Source organism: Nisaea sediminum, from assembly GCF_014904705.1.
GTDB classification, from domain to species: Bacteria; Pseudomonadota; Alphaproteobacteria; order Thalassobaculales; family Thalassobaculaceae; genus Nisaea; species Nisaea sediminum.
The window spans coordinates 227,122-242,771 of the sequence record NZ_JACZCQ010000004.1; the positions used below are offsets into that span (position 1 = coordinate 227,122).

Genomic DNA, 15,650 nt, shown 5'->3' on the forward strand with positions numbered 1-15,650 from the left:
CGGGTCTCCTAACGGAACAGCTCGAGACGGTTCTTGACCCGGAGGGTCCGGAACGCGCCGAGACTGACCGCAGCAAGCAGGACGAATCCCTGGATCAGGGGCTGCAGCAGCGGGTCTATCGAGAGGATGCGGAAATAGAACGAGATCACCCTGAGGATCAGCGCTCCGACGAGCGACGCGATGGCGCCGCCGACGCCGCCGAGCAGCGAGGTACCGCCGAGCACCACCGCGGCGATCGAATTCAGCGTATAGGCTCCGGCCTGGCTGATATCCGCGTTGCCCGAGGATGTCTGGATCGCGAGATAGAGCCCGCCGCATGCGGCGAAGAAGCCCGCCAGCGTGAAAGCCGCGATCTTGGCCCGCGCGAGCGGCAGCCCGGACATGAAGGCCGCGCCCTCCGCCGAGCCGATCGCGTAGATCGCCCGTCCGGTAACCGTCCGCCGGAAGGGAAGCCAGACCCCGAAGGCAATCAGCACCACCAGAATGACCGGCACCGGGATCCAGGCAATCGCCTGGAACCAGCCCGCATCCGGATCGAAGAGCCGGTAGGTGTCGACGAAGTCCCAGAGCGCGTTGGTCAGCGCCCAGCTCATGTCGTCGTCGACATTGCCGCCCGGCTTCGGCCGGATGAACAGGGCGAAGCCCATGGCGACGGCCCCAGTGGCCAGCGTCGCGATGATCGGCTGCAGCCGGCCATAGACCACGATCAGCCCGTTCAGCAGCCCGAAGGCGGAACCGCAGGCGAGCGTGATCAGCGCACCGAGAAAGATCTGCCAGGGCGAACCGTGGAGCAGCTCCGAGGCGATGCAGTTGGCCAGCGTCATCACCGCGCCGACACTGAGATCGAGTCCGCCGAGCAGAACCGGCGCGGTCTGCGCCATGGCGACGAAGATGATCGCCGCGGACTCGTTCGAGTTCTGGATCAGGATGGCCGAGGAAAAGCCCCTCGGATGCATCACATTGTAGATCGCATAGAGCACGATCAGCATGGTGACCGCTCCGATGAAGGCGCGGTTCTGCCGGAACAGGGTGACAAGAGCTCCCGAACGCCCGCTCATCGCGCGCCCTCCCCGCTTCCCGGCAATCCGATATTGAGCGAGGCGGCGACGATCGCCTCCTCGGTGACCGCCTCGTCCTCGAGTTCGGCCACGATCGCGCCGTCATACATGATCGCCACCCGGTCGCAGCAGCCGATCAGCTCGTCGTAATCCGTCGAATAGAACAGGATCGCCTTGTCCGCGTCCGCGAGGTCCCGCAGGAGCCGGTAGATCTCCTGCTTGGTGCCGACATCGATGCCCCGCGTCGGATCGTTCAGCAGGATCACGTCCGGATCGGTCATCAGCCATTTCGCGATCACAACCTTCTGCTGGTTGCCGCCGGAGAGGGTTGCGACCGCGTCCTCCTGGCGTCCGATCTTGATCTGCAGGGTCCGGATGCCCTGTTCGACCGCGTCCCGTTCGAGCTGCGGGTCGATGAAGCCGCCCTTTGAGACCTTGTCGAAGGAAGCCGCGAGCAGGTTGTCCGCGATCGACATCGGCAGCATCAGCCCCTCGGTCTTGCGATCTTCCGGCACCAGCGCGATCCGGCGTTTTTCGGATTTCGCCTCGGCCGGCGAGCCCGACAAGGCGGACACATCGCCGACGCGGGCCGCCCCGCGCACATCGCGAAGCACGCCGAAGAGCGCCAGCAGGAGCTCTTTCTGTCCCTGGCCGTCGAGACCGCCAAGGCCGACGATCTCGCCCTTGCGGACCGTGAGATCGACGCCCTTCAGGCGGTTCTCCCAGGAAAGCCCCTCCACCACCAGATGCGGCGCCCGGGACGCCTTCTCGGGTTTCGGGGGATAGTAGCTGCTGACCTCGCGGCCGATCATCAAGCGCACGATCTCGCTGTCCGTCCGTGACCCTTTGGGGAAAGTCTCGACATGGCTGCCGTTGCGGAAGACCGAGAGCGTGTCGCAGAGCTTCTCCACCTCGTGCATGCGATGGGAAATGAAAAGGATCGAGGTTCCCTGCGCTTTCAGTTCCTCAAGAAGTCCGTAAACCGTCTCGACGTCATGGCGGGTTAGCGCGGAGGTCGCCTCGTCGAGGATCAGCACCTGCGGCGCCTTGCCGAGAGCCTTCGCGATCTCGACCATCTGCCGGCGCGAGAGGCTGAGCTCCCGGACCAGCGCGCGCGGATCGACATCCTCGCAGTGAATGCGGGCCAGCAGGTCCTCCGCTTTCTCCCGCTGGGCCTTCCCATCGATCAGGCCGAAGCGGCGCGGCGGATCGGCGAGCGAGATATTGTCCGCGACGGAGAGATCGGGGACGAGAGAGAGTTCCTGGAAGACGCAGACGATCCCCGCAGCCGCGGCTTCCGCCGGACTGGCGAAGCGAACGGCTCGACCATCGACATGCATCCTGCCCGTGTCCGCCTGGTGCACGCCGGACATGATCTTGATGAGGGTGGACTTGCCCGCCCCGTTCTCACCCAGGATCGCGTGGATCGAGCCGAGCCGGCAGGCGAAATCGACATTCTCGAGCGCCCGCGCACCGGCGAAATATTTCGAGACACCCGCGAGTTCGAGATGCGGGCTCCCCTGCCCGTTCAGGGCGGCGTCCTGCGCCTTCGGGATCATGTTTCCCCCGATTCCGTACTGCTGAAATCTAACAGAAGAAGAAAGCGGGTGCCCGCCGGGATGGCGGACACCCGAGTGATAGCTCGCCAGGGATGAGCTATTTCACGTCCTTCTCGGATTGCGCCATGATCGCCGGTCCGGTGATGTTCACGCCGCAGGGCGGGAACTCATTCACGGTGAAGAAGTTGTCCGGCAGGTCCGTCCAGTAATTCACGCCGTCCTTCAGCGTATCGTAGGTCGCGACCGGCAGCGGCACCGAAATCAGCTGCGGCATCGCATTGCCTTCCAGCGCGGAAACCGCCGCCTTCATCGCGATCGCGACGAGGCCCGGAGACTGGCCGATGGAGATCCCGTGCAGACCTTTGGCGGAATGCTTGGCGACCAGCTTGCGGTATCCGTTCTCCGCCTCGCCGGCGATCGGGACCATCGGATGGCCGCTGTCGAGCAGCGCCTGGACCACGCCCGTGGTGCCGCCTTGGGCGGCGACCGCGTCGAAATGACCGTGCACGGCGATGGCGTCTGCGACGACCTTCTGTGCGGTGCCGTCATCCCAGTTGCCGACCACGGAGACTCGTTCCCACTTGCCGCCGGACTTGTCGAGCGCCTCGTTGATGCCGATCGAGCGGTCGCGGTCCACGGAATTGCCCGGAAGGCCGCGGACCTCAAGGATCTTGCCCGAGGTCTTGCCCTGCTTGGCGAGCTGGTCGACGACCCACTGGCCGAACATCAGCCCCATCTCGAGCTGGTTCTCGTTGACCTGCATCACCTTGTCGGTGTCGAGCACGTTGTCGAACGGCACCAGCACGACATTGTTGCGGTCGGCGAGACGGATCACCCGGTCGAACCCGTCCGGCGAGACCGCGATGGTGACGATGGCGTCGAAGCCCTGGTTGATGAAGTCCTCGATGGCCCCGAGCTGCGCCGGCGCGTCGGTTCCGGTCGAGACGACCTTGAACTCGGAGATCTTGCCCTTGATCGCCGGATCCTCGGCGAAGGCCTTGGCGGTCTTGATCATCTGGATGCGCCAGGTGTTGCCGACGAAACCGTTGACCACGGCAACCTTGAACGGACCCTTGCGGGCCTCCCACTGCAGATACTTGGTGCTGCTGTTCCAGGGGGCGAAACATTCCGGTTCCGCTCCCGGACCGGAAACCACCTTCGGCCCGGCATGAGCCAGCGGAGCGGCCAGCAACAGCCCCGCGAGCGCGAGTGACGCAATGCGAATTCTCTTCATGTCTTCCTCCCATTTTGCGCTCGTGGCGCGCTGACGCGGCTTTTTTCTGCAGCCGTCATCCGGTTACGGCACCCATTCCGGGAGCCCCTTCAGCCCCCTTCCTGTTCGGCGAAAAGAGTGCTGAAATTTTCCAGCCCAAAATCGAGATGCGACTGGGCGAGATACTGGTAGGCGATACGGTTGCGGCCCCGGAGGGCGCCGAGGATCGCTTCGTGCTGCTCATAGGTCTGTCCCCGGCTTTCGTCCGTCTGCTTGCCGAGGACCATGATTTTCAGGATGACCGGCTTCATCGTGCGGTAAACGTCCAGCGCCGACCGGTTGCCCAGCGCCGCCAGCAGGCCGAGATGAAACCGGAAGTCGTATTCGCAGGCTTCGTCGCGGTCGGCGGCCGCGCGCATCTCCTCGTTAATTCCCGCCATCTCCGCAATGTCCTCGTCGGTGATGCGGTCGATCAGCCTGTCGGCGGACATGACTTCGAGCAGGCTGCGAAACCCCTGCACATCGGCAAAGGTCTCGCGCGAGACCCCGATGGTCTGGAACGAGAACAGGTCGAACACCCGTTCCATCCGGCGGTCGATGATCACCGCCCCGATCTTCGGCCGCACATCGACGACGCCATATGCCTTCAGCATGCGCATGGCCTCGCGCACCGTGTTCCGGCTTGTCGCGAACAGTTCGCTGAGCTCGCGCTCGGACGGAAGCTTGTCGCCCACCCCGAGACCGCGCTCGTCGATGAGGCCGCGTATCCCTGTGGCAAGGTCCTCGACCGCGGAATTCTGCAGGTGCGACCCCACTGTCCCCGACGGACGATCAGCTGGTAGCGCTGTGATCATGACGAGTGCCGGTTTCCCTACATCACGGCGTCCCGACCGTGATCTTTTATTTGTTGGACCAGATTTAATTAACGACAGCAAATTTCCGGAGTCAATCGCCTCATGAGCGCTTAAACAGGTGAATTCCAGATCATATTGGCGCAACTAAATATTCTTGGTTGGACAATAAGAAAGGCGTGTCGCACAAGCCGAGACGCCGCAGGTCGCGGTGTGAGCCGCGGCCCTCCGGATTCCCTCGTCCCCTTCCTCCAGTGGCAAATCCCACCTCATGGAGAGCAGCACGTCGGAAACCGGAATTCCGGCCGCTCAGAATGTGCGTTCTCGCACGGACGCCCCCCTGATCAGGCTTCATAGCTCCGCCCAAGTCCGCCCCCTATCGGAGCGGGTTCAGTATTCGAGATGTGAAATCAGCGGTTGGGTCCCCGTTTGCGAAGTCGCGGCCCCGACCGGAACGACCAAAGAGGGAAAAGAGAATGACCAGACATCAGTTCGCCGCCGCGGGTGGACTTGGCGCGCGTCTATTGCGGGCCGCTGGCATCCAGGGCTGGTGGCTTCCGCTTCACCTGTTGCGATGCCTTAGCCGACGGATCCGTCACCGGAAGGAATACGAGCACCTGCAGGACCTGCCGGATTATCTGCTCAGGGACATTGGAATCAGCCGGACCGAGATCGAGGAACGGATCCAGCGCCCATTCCTCTGAGCGCGCAATCACCGCGATTCAGGGCCGCCATTCCAACGGCAGCCCAGACCGGTATCAGTGCTTCAGCCGAAAACGCTGGATCTTGCCGGTCTGCGTCTTCGGCAGAGCCTTGGTGAAGACCACCGAGCGCGGATACTTGTAGGGCGCGATCGTCGCCTTCACGTGACCCTTGAGCAGTTCCGCCTCGGCGTCCGACGGCTCGATCCCTTCCGCCAGAACGACATGCGCCTCGACGATCTGCCCGCGCTCCGCGTCCGTGGCGCCGACCACCGCGCATTCCGCGACATGGGCGTGGGCCAGCAGCGCCGCCTCGACCTCGGGGCCGGCGATGTTGTAGCCGGCAGAGACGATCATGTCGTCATTGCGAGCAGCGAAGTGGAAATATCCGTCCTCGTCCTGCACGAAGGTGTCGCCGGTGATGTTCCAGCCGTCCTGCACGTAGTTCGCCTGGCGCTCGTCGGCGAGATAGCGGCAGCCGGTCGGGCCCTTGACCGCGAGCCGGCCGGGCGTGCCGCGCGGCACCTCGTTCATGTCCCCGTCCACCACCTTCGCCTCGTAGCCGGAAACCGGCTTTCCGGTGCAGGCAGGGTGCGCGTCACCGAAGCGGTTGGTGATGAAGATATGCAGCAGCTCGGTCGAGCCGATGCCGTCGAGCATTGGCTTGCCGGTCTTCTTCATCCACTCCTCGAAGACCGGAGCCGGAAGCGTCTCTCCGGCGGAGACCGCGCAGCGCAGGGATGAGAGATCCGCCCCCTCCTCCATCGCCCGGAGCATGACCCGGTAGGCGGTCGGCGCGGTGAAGCAAACGGTCGCCTTGTAGGTCTCGATGATCTCGATCATGTTCGGCGGCGAGGCGGTCTCCAGCAGCGTCGCCGTCGCACCGAAGCGGAGCGGGAAGATGGCGAGCCCGCCGAGCCCGAAGGTGAAGGCAAGCGGCGGAGATCCGACGAAAACGTCGTCCGGCGTCACGTTCAGCACCTCGCGCGCATAGCCGTCCGCGATCATCAGAAGGTCGCGGTGGAAATGCATGGTCGCCTTCGGCGCGCCCGTGGTGCCGGAGGTGAAGCCGAGCAGGGCGACATCGTCGCGCCCGGTCCTCACCGCCTCGAAACGCACCGGCTTGCCGAGGGCGATACGGTCGAGCTCGGCGTCGTGGTTGGCGGTACCGTCGAAGCCGACCACCGCCTTCAAGTATTTGCTGTCCTTGCCGCAGGCGACCAGTTCGTCCATCAGCCGCGTGTCGCAGAGCGCGAGGCCGATCTCCGCCTTGTCGACGATTTTCGACAGCTCGCCCGCCCGCAGCATCGGCATGGTGTTGACCACCACCGCGCCCGCCTTGGTCGCGGCGAGCCAGCAGGCGACCAACGCCGGATTGTTGGCGGAACGGATCAGCACCCGATTGCCCGGCTTCACGCCGTAATCCTCGACCAGCGCATGGGCGAGGCGGTTGGTCCAGTCGGTCAGTTCCTTGTAGGTGCGCTGGCGGCCGTTGCCGATCAGCGCCACATTGTCGCCGAAGCCCTTGGCGACCATGTCGTCGGTCAGCACCTTGCCGACATTCAGATATTCGGGATAGGGAAAGCCCTCGAGCAGGTAGTGCGGCTGCATGGAACCGGGCGGGAGATTGTCCCGCGTGAAGGTGTCGATATGCCCGCTCGGTCCCAGCATGATCTCAGCTCCCCAGTACCTGCCGGGCGATGACGATCTTCTGCACGTCGCTCGCCCCCTCGTAGATGCGGAGCGCCCGGATCTCTCGATAAAGGCTCTCCACGATTGTTCCCTTGCGCACCCCGTCGCCGCCATGCAGCTGGACGGCCTGGTCGATAACCTGCTGCGCCGTCTCGGTCGCATAGAGCTTGGCCATGGAGGCTTCGCGGGTGACGCGCGCGGCGCCCATGTCCTTGGTCCAGGCGGCGCGGTAGATCAGCAGGGCCGCCGCGTCGACGCCGAGCGCCATGTCGGCGAGATGCCCCTGCACCATCTGCAGCTCGGCGAGCGGCGCGCCAAAGAGCTCGCGCTCCTTCGCCCGCTTCAGGCTTTCGTCCAGCGCCCGGCGCGCGAAACCGAGCGCGGCGGCGCCGACGGTCGCGCGGAAGATGTCGAGCACGGACATGGCGATGCGGAAGCCCGCCCCCGGCTCTCCGATCATCGCGTCCGCCGGAAGGCGCACATCGTTGAACTTCAGCCGCGCCAGCGGATGCGGCGCGATCACTTCCAGCCGCTCCGCGATCTCGAAGCCGGGCATGTCAGCCGGCACCAGGAAAGCGGAGAGGCCTTTAGCGCCGGGCCCCTCGCCGGTACGGGCGAAAACGACATAGATGTCGGCAATGCCGCCGTTCGAGATCCAGGTCTTCTCGCCGGAAAGGACGAAATGGTTGCCATCGCGTCGCGCCGAAGCGGTGATATTGGCGACGTCGGACCCCGAGGCAGGCTCAGTCAGCGCGAAGGCGGAGATCGCCTTGCCGGCGCGGGTCCGTGCCAACCATTCCCGCTGCTCCGGCGTCCCGAAGAGCGAGACGGCGCCCATGCCGAGACCCTGCATGGCGAAGGCGAAATCGGCGAGCCCGTCATGCCGCGCCAGCGTCTCTCGGAGAATGCAGAGAGACCGCACGTCGAGCTTCTCGCCCTCGTCGGCACCGCTCAATTTCAGGAACCCTGCAGCGCCGAGGTCGGCGACCAGCCCGAGGCAGGCCTCGTCGACATCGCCGTGATCCGCCGGCAGGTGCTCCGCGCACCAGCTCTCCAGTTTTTCCGCGAGTTCCCGGTGCTTCGCCTCGAAGAACGGCCAGGAAAGGAAGCTCGTATCCGCCATCAGTTGCCCTCGAAAACAGGTTTTTCCTTTGCGACAAAGGCTTTATAGGCGCGCTCGAAGTCCTTCGTCTGCATGCAGATGGCCTGGGCCTGCGCTTCCGCCTCGATCGCCTGTTCGAGCGACATGCTCCATTCCTGGTTCAGCTGGGTCTTGGTGATGCCATGGGCGAAGACCGGTCCAGCAACGAGGCGGCGGGCGAAGGCCATCGCCTCCTCCTCAAGCTTCTCCGCGTCATGCAGCGCATTGAAGTACCCCCAGGCGAGGCCTTCCTCGGCGCTCATGGAGCGGCCGGTATAGAGCAGCTCCGCCGCCCTACCCTGGCCGATGATGCGGGGCAGGATGGCGCAGGCTCCCATGTCGCAGCCGGCCAGCCCGACCCGGGTGAAGAGGAAGGCGGTCTTCGCCTCCGGCGTGCCGAGGCGGATGTCGGACGCCATGGCGACGATCGCGCCGGCGCCGACCGAGATTCCGTCGACCGCGGCGATCACCGGCTTGCCACAGCCGATCATCGCCTTGACGAGATCGCCGGTCATCCGGGTGAAAGCAAGCAGTCCCTTCATGTCCATATCGATCAGCGGGCCGATGATGTCGTGAACGTCACCGCCAGAGCAGAAGTTCCCGCCGTTCGAGGCGAAGACCACGGCGTCCACGTCGTCGGCATAGGGCAGAGCGCGGAAGGTATCGCGCAGCTCGGCATAGCTCTCGAAGGTGAGCGGGTTCTTCCGGTCCGGCCGGTCGAGCCGCACCGTCGCGATCCTTTCCTCGACCTGCCAGAGGAAATGTTTCGGCTGCAGCCCTGCCATCGCGGTCATCGGCCGTCTCCCTGTCTGCGAATGTTCTTGAGCCGGGCCGCGATCAGTTCCGCATCCTCCGGCGGGATGGATTCCAGGAGCCCGTCGACCCAGCCCTCGTGGGCGGCGGCCACCTGGGTAAATGTCTCGCGGCCAAGAGGGGTCAGTCGCACCAGCGTGGCGCGCTTGTCGCCCGCGACCGGCACCCGCTCCACCAGGCCGTCCTGCACCAGCCGCTCGACGATCACGGTCACGTTGCCGTTGGAGACCATGAGCTGCTGCGACAGCTCGCTCATCTGGAGGCCCGTGCCGCTGTGCTCCAGCACCGAAAGAACGTCGAAGCGCGGCAGGGTATGGCCGTAGGCGAGCCGCATCTCCTCGCGCAGCGCGTTCTCGACGTAGCGCGTGGTGCGCAGCAGCCCCAGCCAGAGCCGAAGCCGCGCTTTGCGGGCGCTGTCCGCCTCGCTCATATCTCGCCTCCGCTGATCGAGACCGCCTCGCCGTTCACTCCCTCCGAGCCCGGACCACACAGCCAGAGCGCGGCCGCACTGACTTCGACGGGCGCGATCAGGCGGCCCTGCGGATTGTTCGCCGCCAGCTTTGCCCGCGCTTCGTCCGGAGTGGTGCCGGTTTTCTCGACGATGTTGGCGATGCTGCGCTCGGTCATCTCGGTATCGAGGAAGCCGGGGCAGAGCGCGTTCGCGGTGACGCCGCTGCGTGCGACCTCAAGGGCGACGGAGCGGACGAGGCCGACGACCCCATGCTTGGCCGCCGTATAGGCCGCGACATAGGGATAGCCCTTCAGGCCTGCGGTCGAGGCGACGGCGATCAGCCGGCCCCAGTCGCGTCCCTTCATCTGCTGCAGTCCGGCGCGCAGGGTGAGGAAGGTGCCGGTCAGGTTGACCGCGATATGACGGTTCCAGTCCGCGAGGCCCGTCTTGGCGAAAGGCGCACTCTCGGCCATCCCGGCATTGGCGATCACGATGTCGACCGGTCCCGCCGCCTTGAAGAGTGCCGCGACGGCGGCCTCGTCCGTCACATCCGCCGCGCAAGGCGAGATCGCGCTATGCCGTCCCGCAACCGTCTCCAGCGCATCGATCCGCCGCCCTGCGATAACGACACGCGCCCCAGCCTCGGCAAAACGGAGCGCCATGTCGGCGCCGACACCGCTGCCGCCACCTGTAATGAGCGCGGTTTTGCCGTCGAGGCTCATACCCGGATCTCCGCCGCCTGGGCCCGCTCCGCCAGCCGGTAAAGCTGGTCGCGTCCCGCAAGGTACGGCGCCGGCCACGCGGTCCCGCGGTCGCCATGCGCCGCCGCCGCGTGCAGGGTCCAGTAGGGATCGGCGAGATGCGCGCGGGCGAGGCAAACGAGATCCGCCCGCCCCGCGAGCAGGATCGAGTTCACATGGTCCGGCTCGTAGATATTGCCGACCGCCATGGTCGCGACCCCCGCCTCGTTGCGGATCCGGTCGGAGAACGGCGTCTGGAACATGCGGCCATAGACTGGCTTCGCCTCGACCGAGGTCTGGCCCGCAGAGACGTCGACGATGTCGACCCCGGCGGCGGCGAAGAGCCGGGCGATCTCCACCGCCTCTTCCGGCGTCACCCCGTCGTCGCCCGCCCAGTCGTTCGCCGAGATGCGCACCGACATCGGCTTCTCGGCCGGCCAGACGGCGCGCATCGCAGTGAAGATCTCCAGTGGATACCGCATCCGGTTGCCGAGATCGCCGCCATATGCGTCGGTCCGCCGGTTGGAGAGCGGCGAGATGAAGGAGGAGATCAGGTAGCCGTGGGCAGCATGCAGCTCGACCATGTCGAAACCGGCTCTCGCTGCCATTTCGGTTGCGGCGATGAATTCGTCGCGCACCCGGTCCATGTCGGCCCGGTCCATTTCCCTCGGCGTCGCGTTCTTCGGCGACCAGGGAATGGCGGAGGCGGAAAGCAGCGTCCAGTTGCCGTCCTTCAGCGGTGCGTCCATCTCCTCCCAGCCGAGCTGGGTCGAGCCCTTGCGGCCGGAATGGCCGATCTGGGCGCAGATCTTCGCCTTGGTCTCGGTATGGACGAAATCGGTCAGACGCCGCCAGGCCGCCTCATGCTCCGGCGCGTAGAGACCGGGACAGCCGGGCGTGATCCGCCCTTCCGGCGAGACGCAGGTCATCTCGATATAGACGAGGCCCGCACCGCCCTTTGCCCGCTCGGCGTAATGCGCGAAATGCCAGTCCGTCGGGCAGCCGTCGACCGCCTTGTACTGCGCCATCGGCGAGACCACGACGCGGTTGGCGAGACTCATGTCGCGGAGTTCGAACGGCGCGAACATCGGCGCCCGGTGCGGCGCGTTGGCGCCCGCGCCCGCCTGGCGCTGAAACCAGATCTCGGCCGATTTCAGCCAGTCCGGATCCCGCAGCCTCAGATTCTCGTGGCTGATGCGCTGGGAACGGGTCAGCAGCGCGTAGTTGAACTGCACCGGATCGAGCGTCAGGTAGCGCTCCACCTCCTCGAACCATTCGGTCGAGTTCCGCGCCGCCGATTGCAGGCGCAGCACCTCGACGCGGCGCTCCTCCTGATATCGGGTGAAGGCGCCCTCAAGAGTCGGTTCGGAGTGCAGGTAGTTGGCGAGCGCGATGGCGCTCTCGAAGGCGAGCTTGGTGCCGGAGCCGATGGAGAAATGCGCCGTCGCCGAGGCGTCGCCAAGCAGGACGACATTCTCGTGGAACCATCTCTGGCAGAGCACGCGCGGGAAATTCAGCCAGGCCGATCCGCGGAGATGCCGGGCGTTCGACATCAGGGCGTGGCCACCGAGATGATCGCGGAAGATCTCCTCGCAGGTCGCGATGCTCTCGTCCTGGGTCATCCCGCCGAAACCCCAGGCATTCCAGGTTTCTTCGGAGCATTCGACGATGAAGGTCGCGGTGTCCTCGTCGAACTGATAGGCGTGCGCCCAGACCCAGCCCTTCGCCGTCTCCTCGAAGATGAAGGTGAAGGCGTCATCGAACTTCTGGTGCGTGCCGAGCCAGACGAACTTGCAGGCCCGGGTCTCGATCTCCGGCCGGAAGCTCCCGGCGAACTCGTTCCGGGTCCTGGAATTCAGCCCGTCGGCGGCGACGACGAGATCGTAGTCCTCCATGTAGGCGGCGGCGCTCTCGATCTCAGTCTCGAACCGCATTTCGATGCCGAGCTCGTGCGCGCGCTCCTGCAGCAAGAGCAGCAACTTCATCCGGCCGATGCCGCAGAAACCGTGACCCGAGGAGGTCGTGCAGGTGCCGCGGTAATGCACGGCGATATCGTCCCAATAGGCGAAATGGGCGCGGATCGCCTCGGCGCTGACCGGATCGTTGGCCTTCAGATTGTCGAGCGTCTCGTCCGACAGCACGACGCCCCAGCCGAACGTGTCGTCGGCGCGGTTGCGCTCGATCACGGTGATCTCGTGCGCCGGATCCTTCAGCTTCATCGAGATGGCGAAATAGAGGCCCGCGGGCCCGCCGCCGAGACATGCGATCTTCATGGATTTGGCTCCGCCGAGTTCGGTCGACCCGAGAAAGGATTTCACTCCGCCATAAATGTTTCAAGCTTTAAATTTCAAACTTGAAATATATCTGGAGCGCAACGCGCCCTGCCCTTATGATGCAGGGCAGAAACGCAACGAGACGCAACGCGCCCGCCCGGAGGAAATCCGATGAGCCATATCAACGTGCAGCCGGAAGGCTGGGTTCAGCCCAAGGGCTATGCCAACGGCATCCTCGCGCGCGGGGCTTCGCTCCATATCGGCGGGCAGATCGGCTGGAACGCGGACCAGATCTTCGAGGCGAAGGATTTCATCGGCCAGATGGAGCAGGCGCTGCTCAACATTCGCGCCGTGCTCGAAGCCGCCGGCGGCAAGCCGGAACATCTGGTCCGGCTCACCTGGTACGTGACCGACAAGCAGGAATATCTCGCCAACCAGCGCGCCGTCGGTGAGGCCTATCGCCGGGTCCTCGGCTACCATTTCCCAGCGATGGCGATGGTGGTGGTGACGGCGCTGGTCGAGGACGAAGCCAAGATCGAGATCGAGGCGACCGCGGTTATTCCGGACTGACGATTTGCCTCAGCGGAAGGCGAGGTTCTTCCGCGACAGCTCCGCCACGCTGCTGACCCCCATCAGGCGCATGTCGCGCTCGATTTCCGTCCGCATCAGGGTCAGCGCGCGTTCCACTCCGGCCTGCCCGGCTGCCGCCAGCGGATAGAGATAGAAGCGTCCACCACCGACAGCCTTGGCACCCATCGAAAGCGCCTTGAGGACATGGGTCCCACGCTGGATGCCGCTGTCCATGATGACGTCGATCTTGTCCCCCACCGCGTCGACGATTTCCGCGAGTTGGTCAAAGGAGGAGCGCGAGCCGTCGAGCTGGCGGCCGCCATGGTTGGAGATCACGATGCCGGTGCAGCCGATCTCGACCGCCCGCTTCGCATCCTCGACCGACATCACGCCCTTCAGGCAGAACTGCCCATCCCAGAGCTCGACCATCTTGGCGACATCGTCCCATGTCATGGACGGATCGAGCATCTCGGTGAAATAGCGGCCGATCGACATCGCGCCGCCGCTCATGTCGACATGCTCGTCGAGCTGCGGCAGGGCGAACTTCTCGTGGGTGACGTAGTTGATACCCCAGAGCGGCTTGATCGCGAATTGCAGCATGCCGCCGAGCGTCAGGCGGAAGGGGATGGAGAAGCCGGTGCGCAGGTCGCGCTCCCGGTTGCCGCCGGTGATGCTGTCGACGGTCAGCATCATCACCTGGACGCCCGCCTCCTTGGCGCGCTCCATCATCGCCCTGTTCAGGCCCCGGTCCTTGTGGAAATAGAACTGGTAGCATTGCGGATTGTCATGGCGGCGCCGCAGTTCCTCGAGGCTGACCGTGCCGAGGGACGAGACCCCGAACATGGTGCCGAACTTCGCCGCCGCCGCCGCCACCGCGCGCTCGCCGTCATGGTGGAAGAGCCGCTGCAACGCGGTCGGCGAGCAGTAGATCGGCATCGCCAGCTTCTGCCCCATCACAGTCACCGACATGTCGACATCGGCGACGCCGCGCAGGACGTTCGGCACCAGGTCGCAGCGCTCGAAACTCTCCGTATTGCGGCGGTAGGTCACCTCGTCGTCGGCGGCGCCGTCGATGTAGTTGAAGATCGGCCCGGGAAGCCTCCGCTTCGCCAGCTTCCGGAAGTCCTGAAAATTGTGACAGTCCGACAGCCGCATCACTATTCTCCGACCATGGTCTCTGGGCGCACCCATTCGTCATATTGCGCTTCCGTCAGGTAGCCAAGCGCAAGAGCCGCTTCCTTCAGGCTGCTGCCCTCGGCGAAGGCCTTCTTCGCGATCTGCGCCGCCTTGTCGTAGCCGATATGGGGATTGAGGGCGGTCACCAGCATCAGGGACTGCTCCATCAGCTGCCTGATCCGGCCCTCGTTCGCCTCGATGCCTCTGACGCAATTGTCCGAGAAGCTCCGGGTGCCGTCCGCCAGCAGCCGGATCGACTGCAGCAGGTTGTAGATCATCACCGGCTTGAAGACATTGAGCTCGAAATGCCCGGTCGCGCCGGCCGTGGTGATGGTGACGTGGTTGCCGATCACCTGGGCCGCGACCTGGGTCAGCGACTCCGACTGGGTCGGGTTCACCTTGCCCGGCATGATGGAGGAGCCGGGCTCGTTCGCCGGAAGCTGCAGCTCGCCGAGCCCGCTCCGGGGACCGCTGCCGAGCATCCGGATGTCGTTGGCGATCTTCATGCAGCTCGCCGCCAGCACGTTGAGGCAACCGGACATCTCGACCAGCGCGTCGTGCGCGGCCAGCGCCTCGAACTTGTTCACCGCACTGGTGAAGGGAATGCCGGTGATCTCCCGCACCTGCTCGACGAACGCGTCCGCGAAGCCCGGCGCGGCGTTCAGCCCGGTGCCGACGGCGGTGCCGCCCTGCGCCAGCTCGCGAAGCCTGGGCAGCGCGCCTCTTACCCGTTCGATGCCGAGCTCAATCTGCCGAGCGTAGCCGGAGAATTCCTGACCGAGCGTGACCGGCGTCGCGTCCTGCAGATGCGTCCGACCGATCTTCACGATGGTGGCGAACTCCTCCCGCTTCGCCTTCAGCGCCGCATGGAACTCCGCCAGTGCCGGGAGCAGCTCGCGCTCGATTTCCAGCACCGCCGCGATCGACATCGCGGTCGGGAAACTGTCGTTCGAGCTCTGCCCCATATTGACGTGATCGTTCGGATGGACCGGCGCCTTGCTGCCGACCGTCCCGCCGAGCATCTCGATGGCCCGGTTCGAGATCACCTCGTTCAGGTTCATGTTGGTCTGGGTGCCGGAGCCGGTCTGCCAGACGACGAGCGGGAAATGATCGTCGAGCTTGCCCTCGACGATCTCGTCCGCCGCCGCCGCCATGGCCCTGCCGAGCTCAGGATCAAGCTTGCCGAGCGCCATGTTGGCCAGCGCCGCCGCCTTCTTCTGGATCGCGAAGGCGCGGATCAAAGCCGTCGGCATCCGCTCGCCGCCTATCTTGAAGTTCTGCAGCGAGCGCTGGGTCTGGGCGCCCCAGTAACGGTCCGCGGGCACGGACATCTCGCCCATGGTATCCATTTCAACGCGTGTATCGGTCATCATCGGTCCTCCGTAAGCCCATATGGGCCCGGTTGCGTTTCG

Annotated in this window: 14 protein-coding genes; 2 read left to right on the top strand and 12 right to left on the bottom strand. The window is 65.2% G+C overall.

Features of this window, described 5'->3' with window-relative positions:
* Window positions 1-8: 8 nt before the first annotated feature.
* The 4 genes from IG122_RS10145 to IG122_RS10160 form a co-directional block, all read right to left on the bottom strand.
* Window positions 9-1,058 carry an ABC transporter permease gene (locus tag IG122_RS10145; protein ID WP_193183094.1) on the bottom strand — a complete coding sequence of 350 codons (1,050 nt, stop codon included), beginning with the start codon at window positions 1,056-1,058 and terminating at the stop codon, window positions 9-11.
* Window positions 1,055-2,617 carry a sugar ABC transporter ATP-binding protein gene (locus IG122_RS10150; protein ID WP_193183096.1) on the bottom strand — a complete coding sequence of 521 codons (1,563 nt, stop codon included), beginning with the start codon at window positions 2,615-2,617 and terminating at the stop codon, window positions 1,055-1,057. Before IG122_RS10150 ends, IG122_RS10145 begins: the two co-directional genes overlap by 4 nt.
* Before the next feature lie 97 nt (window positions 2,618-2,714).
* Window positions 2,715-3,851, bottom strand: a complete 1,137-nt coding sequence (locus IG122_RS10155; protein ID WP_193183098.1) for a sugar ABC transporter substrate-binding protein — start codon at window positions 3,849-3,851, stop codon at window positions 2,715-2,717.
* 89 nt (window positions 3,852-3,940) lie between these two features.
* Window positions 3,941-4,645 carry a FadR/GntR family transcriptional regulator gene (locus IG122_RS10160; RefSeq protein WP_193183100.1) on the bottom strand — a complete coding sequence of 235 codons (705 nt, stop codon included), beginning with the start codon at window positions 4,643-4,645 and terminating at the stop codon, window positions 3,941-3,943.
* Between the two features lie 512 nt (window positions 4,646-5,157).
* Here IG122_RS10160 and IG122_RS10165 point away from each other — a divergent pair.
* Window positions 5,158-5,385: a DUF1127 domain-containing protein gene (locus IG122_RS10165; RefSeq protein WP_193183102.1), complete on the top strand. Its 228-nt coding sequence runs from the start codon at window positions 5,158-5,160 to the stop codon at window positions 5,383-5,385.
* Between the two features lie 54 nt (window positions 5,386-5,439).
* On the opposite strand, the gene IG122_RS10170 is transcribed toward IG122_RS10165, so the two are convergent.
* The 6 genes from IG122_RS10170 to IG122_RS10195 are packed head-to-tail and all read right to left on the bottom strand — an operon-like array spanning window position 5,440 to window position 12,492.
* On the bottom strand, window positions 5,440-7,053 hold the full coding sequence (locus IG122_RS10170; RefSeq protein ID WP_193183104.1) for an AMP-binding protein: 1,614 nt from the start codon (window positions 7,051-7,053) through the stop codon (window positions 5,440-5,442).
* 4 nt (window positions 7,054-7,057) lie between these two features.
* Window positions 7,058-8,197, bottom strand: coding sequence for an acyl-CoA dehydrogenase family protein (locus tag IG122_RS10175; RefSeq protein ID WP_193183106.1), 1,140 nt, complete (start codon window positions 8,195-8,197; stop codon window positions 7,058-7,060).
* Complete coding sequence (locus IG122_RS10180) at window positions 8,197-9,009, bottom strand: enoyl-CoA hydratase family protein (protein WP_193183108.1); 813 nt, start codon at window positions 9,007-9,009, stop codon at window positions 8,197-8,199. Before IG122_RS10180 ends, IG122_RS10175 begins: the two co-directional genes overlap by 1 nt.
* The gene (locus tag IG122_RS10185; RefSeq protein WP_193183110.1) at window positions 9,006-9,458 is read right to left on the bottom strand and encodes a MarR family winged helix-turn-helix transcriptional regulator; all 453 of its coding nucleotides are present in this window, start codon (window positions 9,456-9,458) and stop codon (window positions 9,006-9,008) included. Before IG122_RS10185 ends, IG122_RS10180 begins: the two co-directional genes overlap by 4 nt.
* Window positions 9,455-10,201 (bottom strand): SDR family NAD(P)-dependent oxidoreductase, encoded by a 747-nt coding sequence (locus IG122_RS10190; RefSeq protein ID WP_193183112.1) that lies wholly within the window; start codon window positions 10,199-10,201, stop codon window positions 9,455-9,457. Before IG122_RS10190 ends, IG122_RS10185 begins: the two co-directional genes overlap by 4 nt.
* Window positions 10,198-12,492, bottom strand: a complete 2,295-nt coding sequence (locus tag IG122_RS10195; RefSeq protein WP_193183114.1) for a bifunctional salicylyl-CoA 5-hydroxylase/oxidoreductase — start codon at window positions 12,490-12,492, stop codon at window positions 10,198-10,200. The genes IG122_RS10190 and IG122_RS10195 overlap by 4 nt, the downstream gene beginning before the upstream one ends.
* A 171-nt stretch (window positions 12,493-12,663) precedes the next feature.
* Between IG122_RS10195 and IG122_RS10200 the strand changes: the two genes are divergently transcribed.
* A complete protein-coding gene (locus IG122_RS10200) occupies window positions 12,664-13,062 on the top strand; it encodes a RidA family protein (protein ID WP_193183115.1) in 399 nt (132 codons plus the stop codon).
* A 9-nt stretch (window positions 13,063-13,071) separates the two neighbouring features.
* On the opposite strand, the gene IG122_RS10205 is transcribed toward IG122_RS10200, so the two are convergent.
* Window positions 13,072-14,217, bottom strand: coding sequence for an alpha-hydroxy acid oxidase (locus tag IG122_RS10205; protein ID WP_193183116.1), 1,146 nt, complete (start codon window positions 14,215-14,217; stop codon window positions 13,072-13,074).
* 2 nt (window positions 14,218-14,219) lie between these two features.
* A complete protein-coding gene (fumC, locus tag IG122_RS10210; protein ID WP_193183117.1) occupies window positions 14,220-15,608 on the bottom strand; it encodes a class II fumarate hydratase in 1,389 nt (462 codons plus the stop codon).
* Window positions 15,609-15,650: the final 42 nt, after the last annotated feature.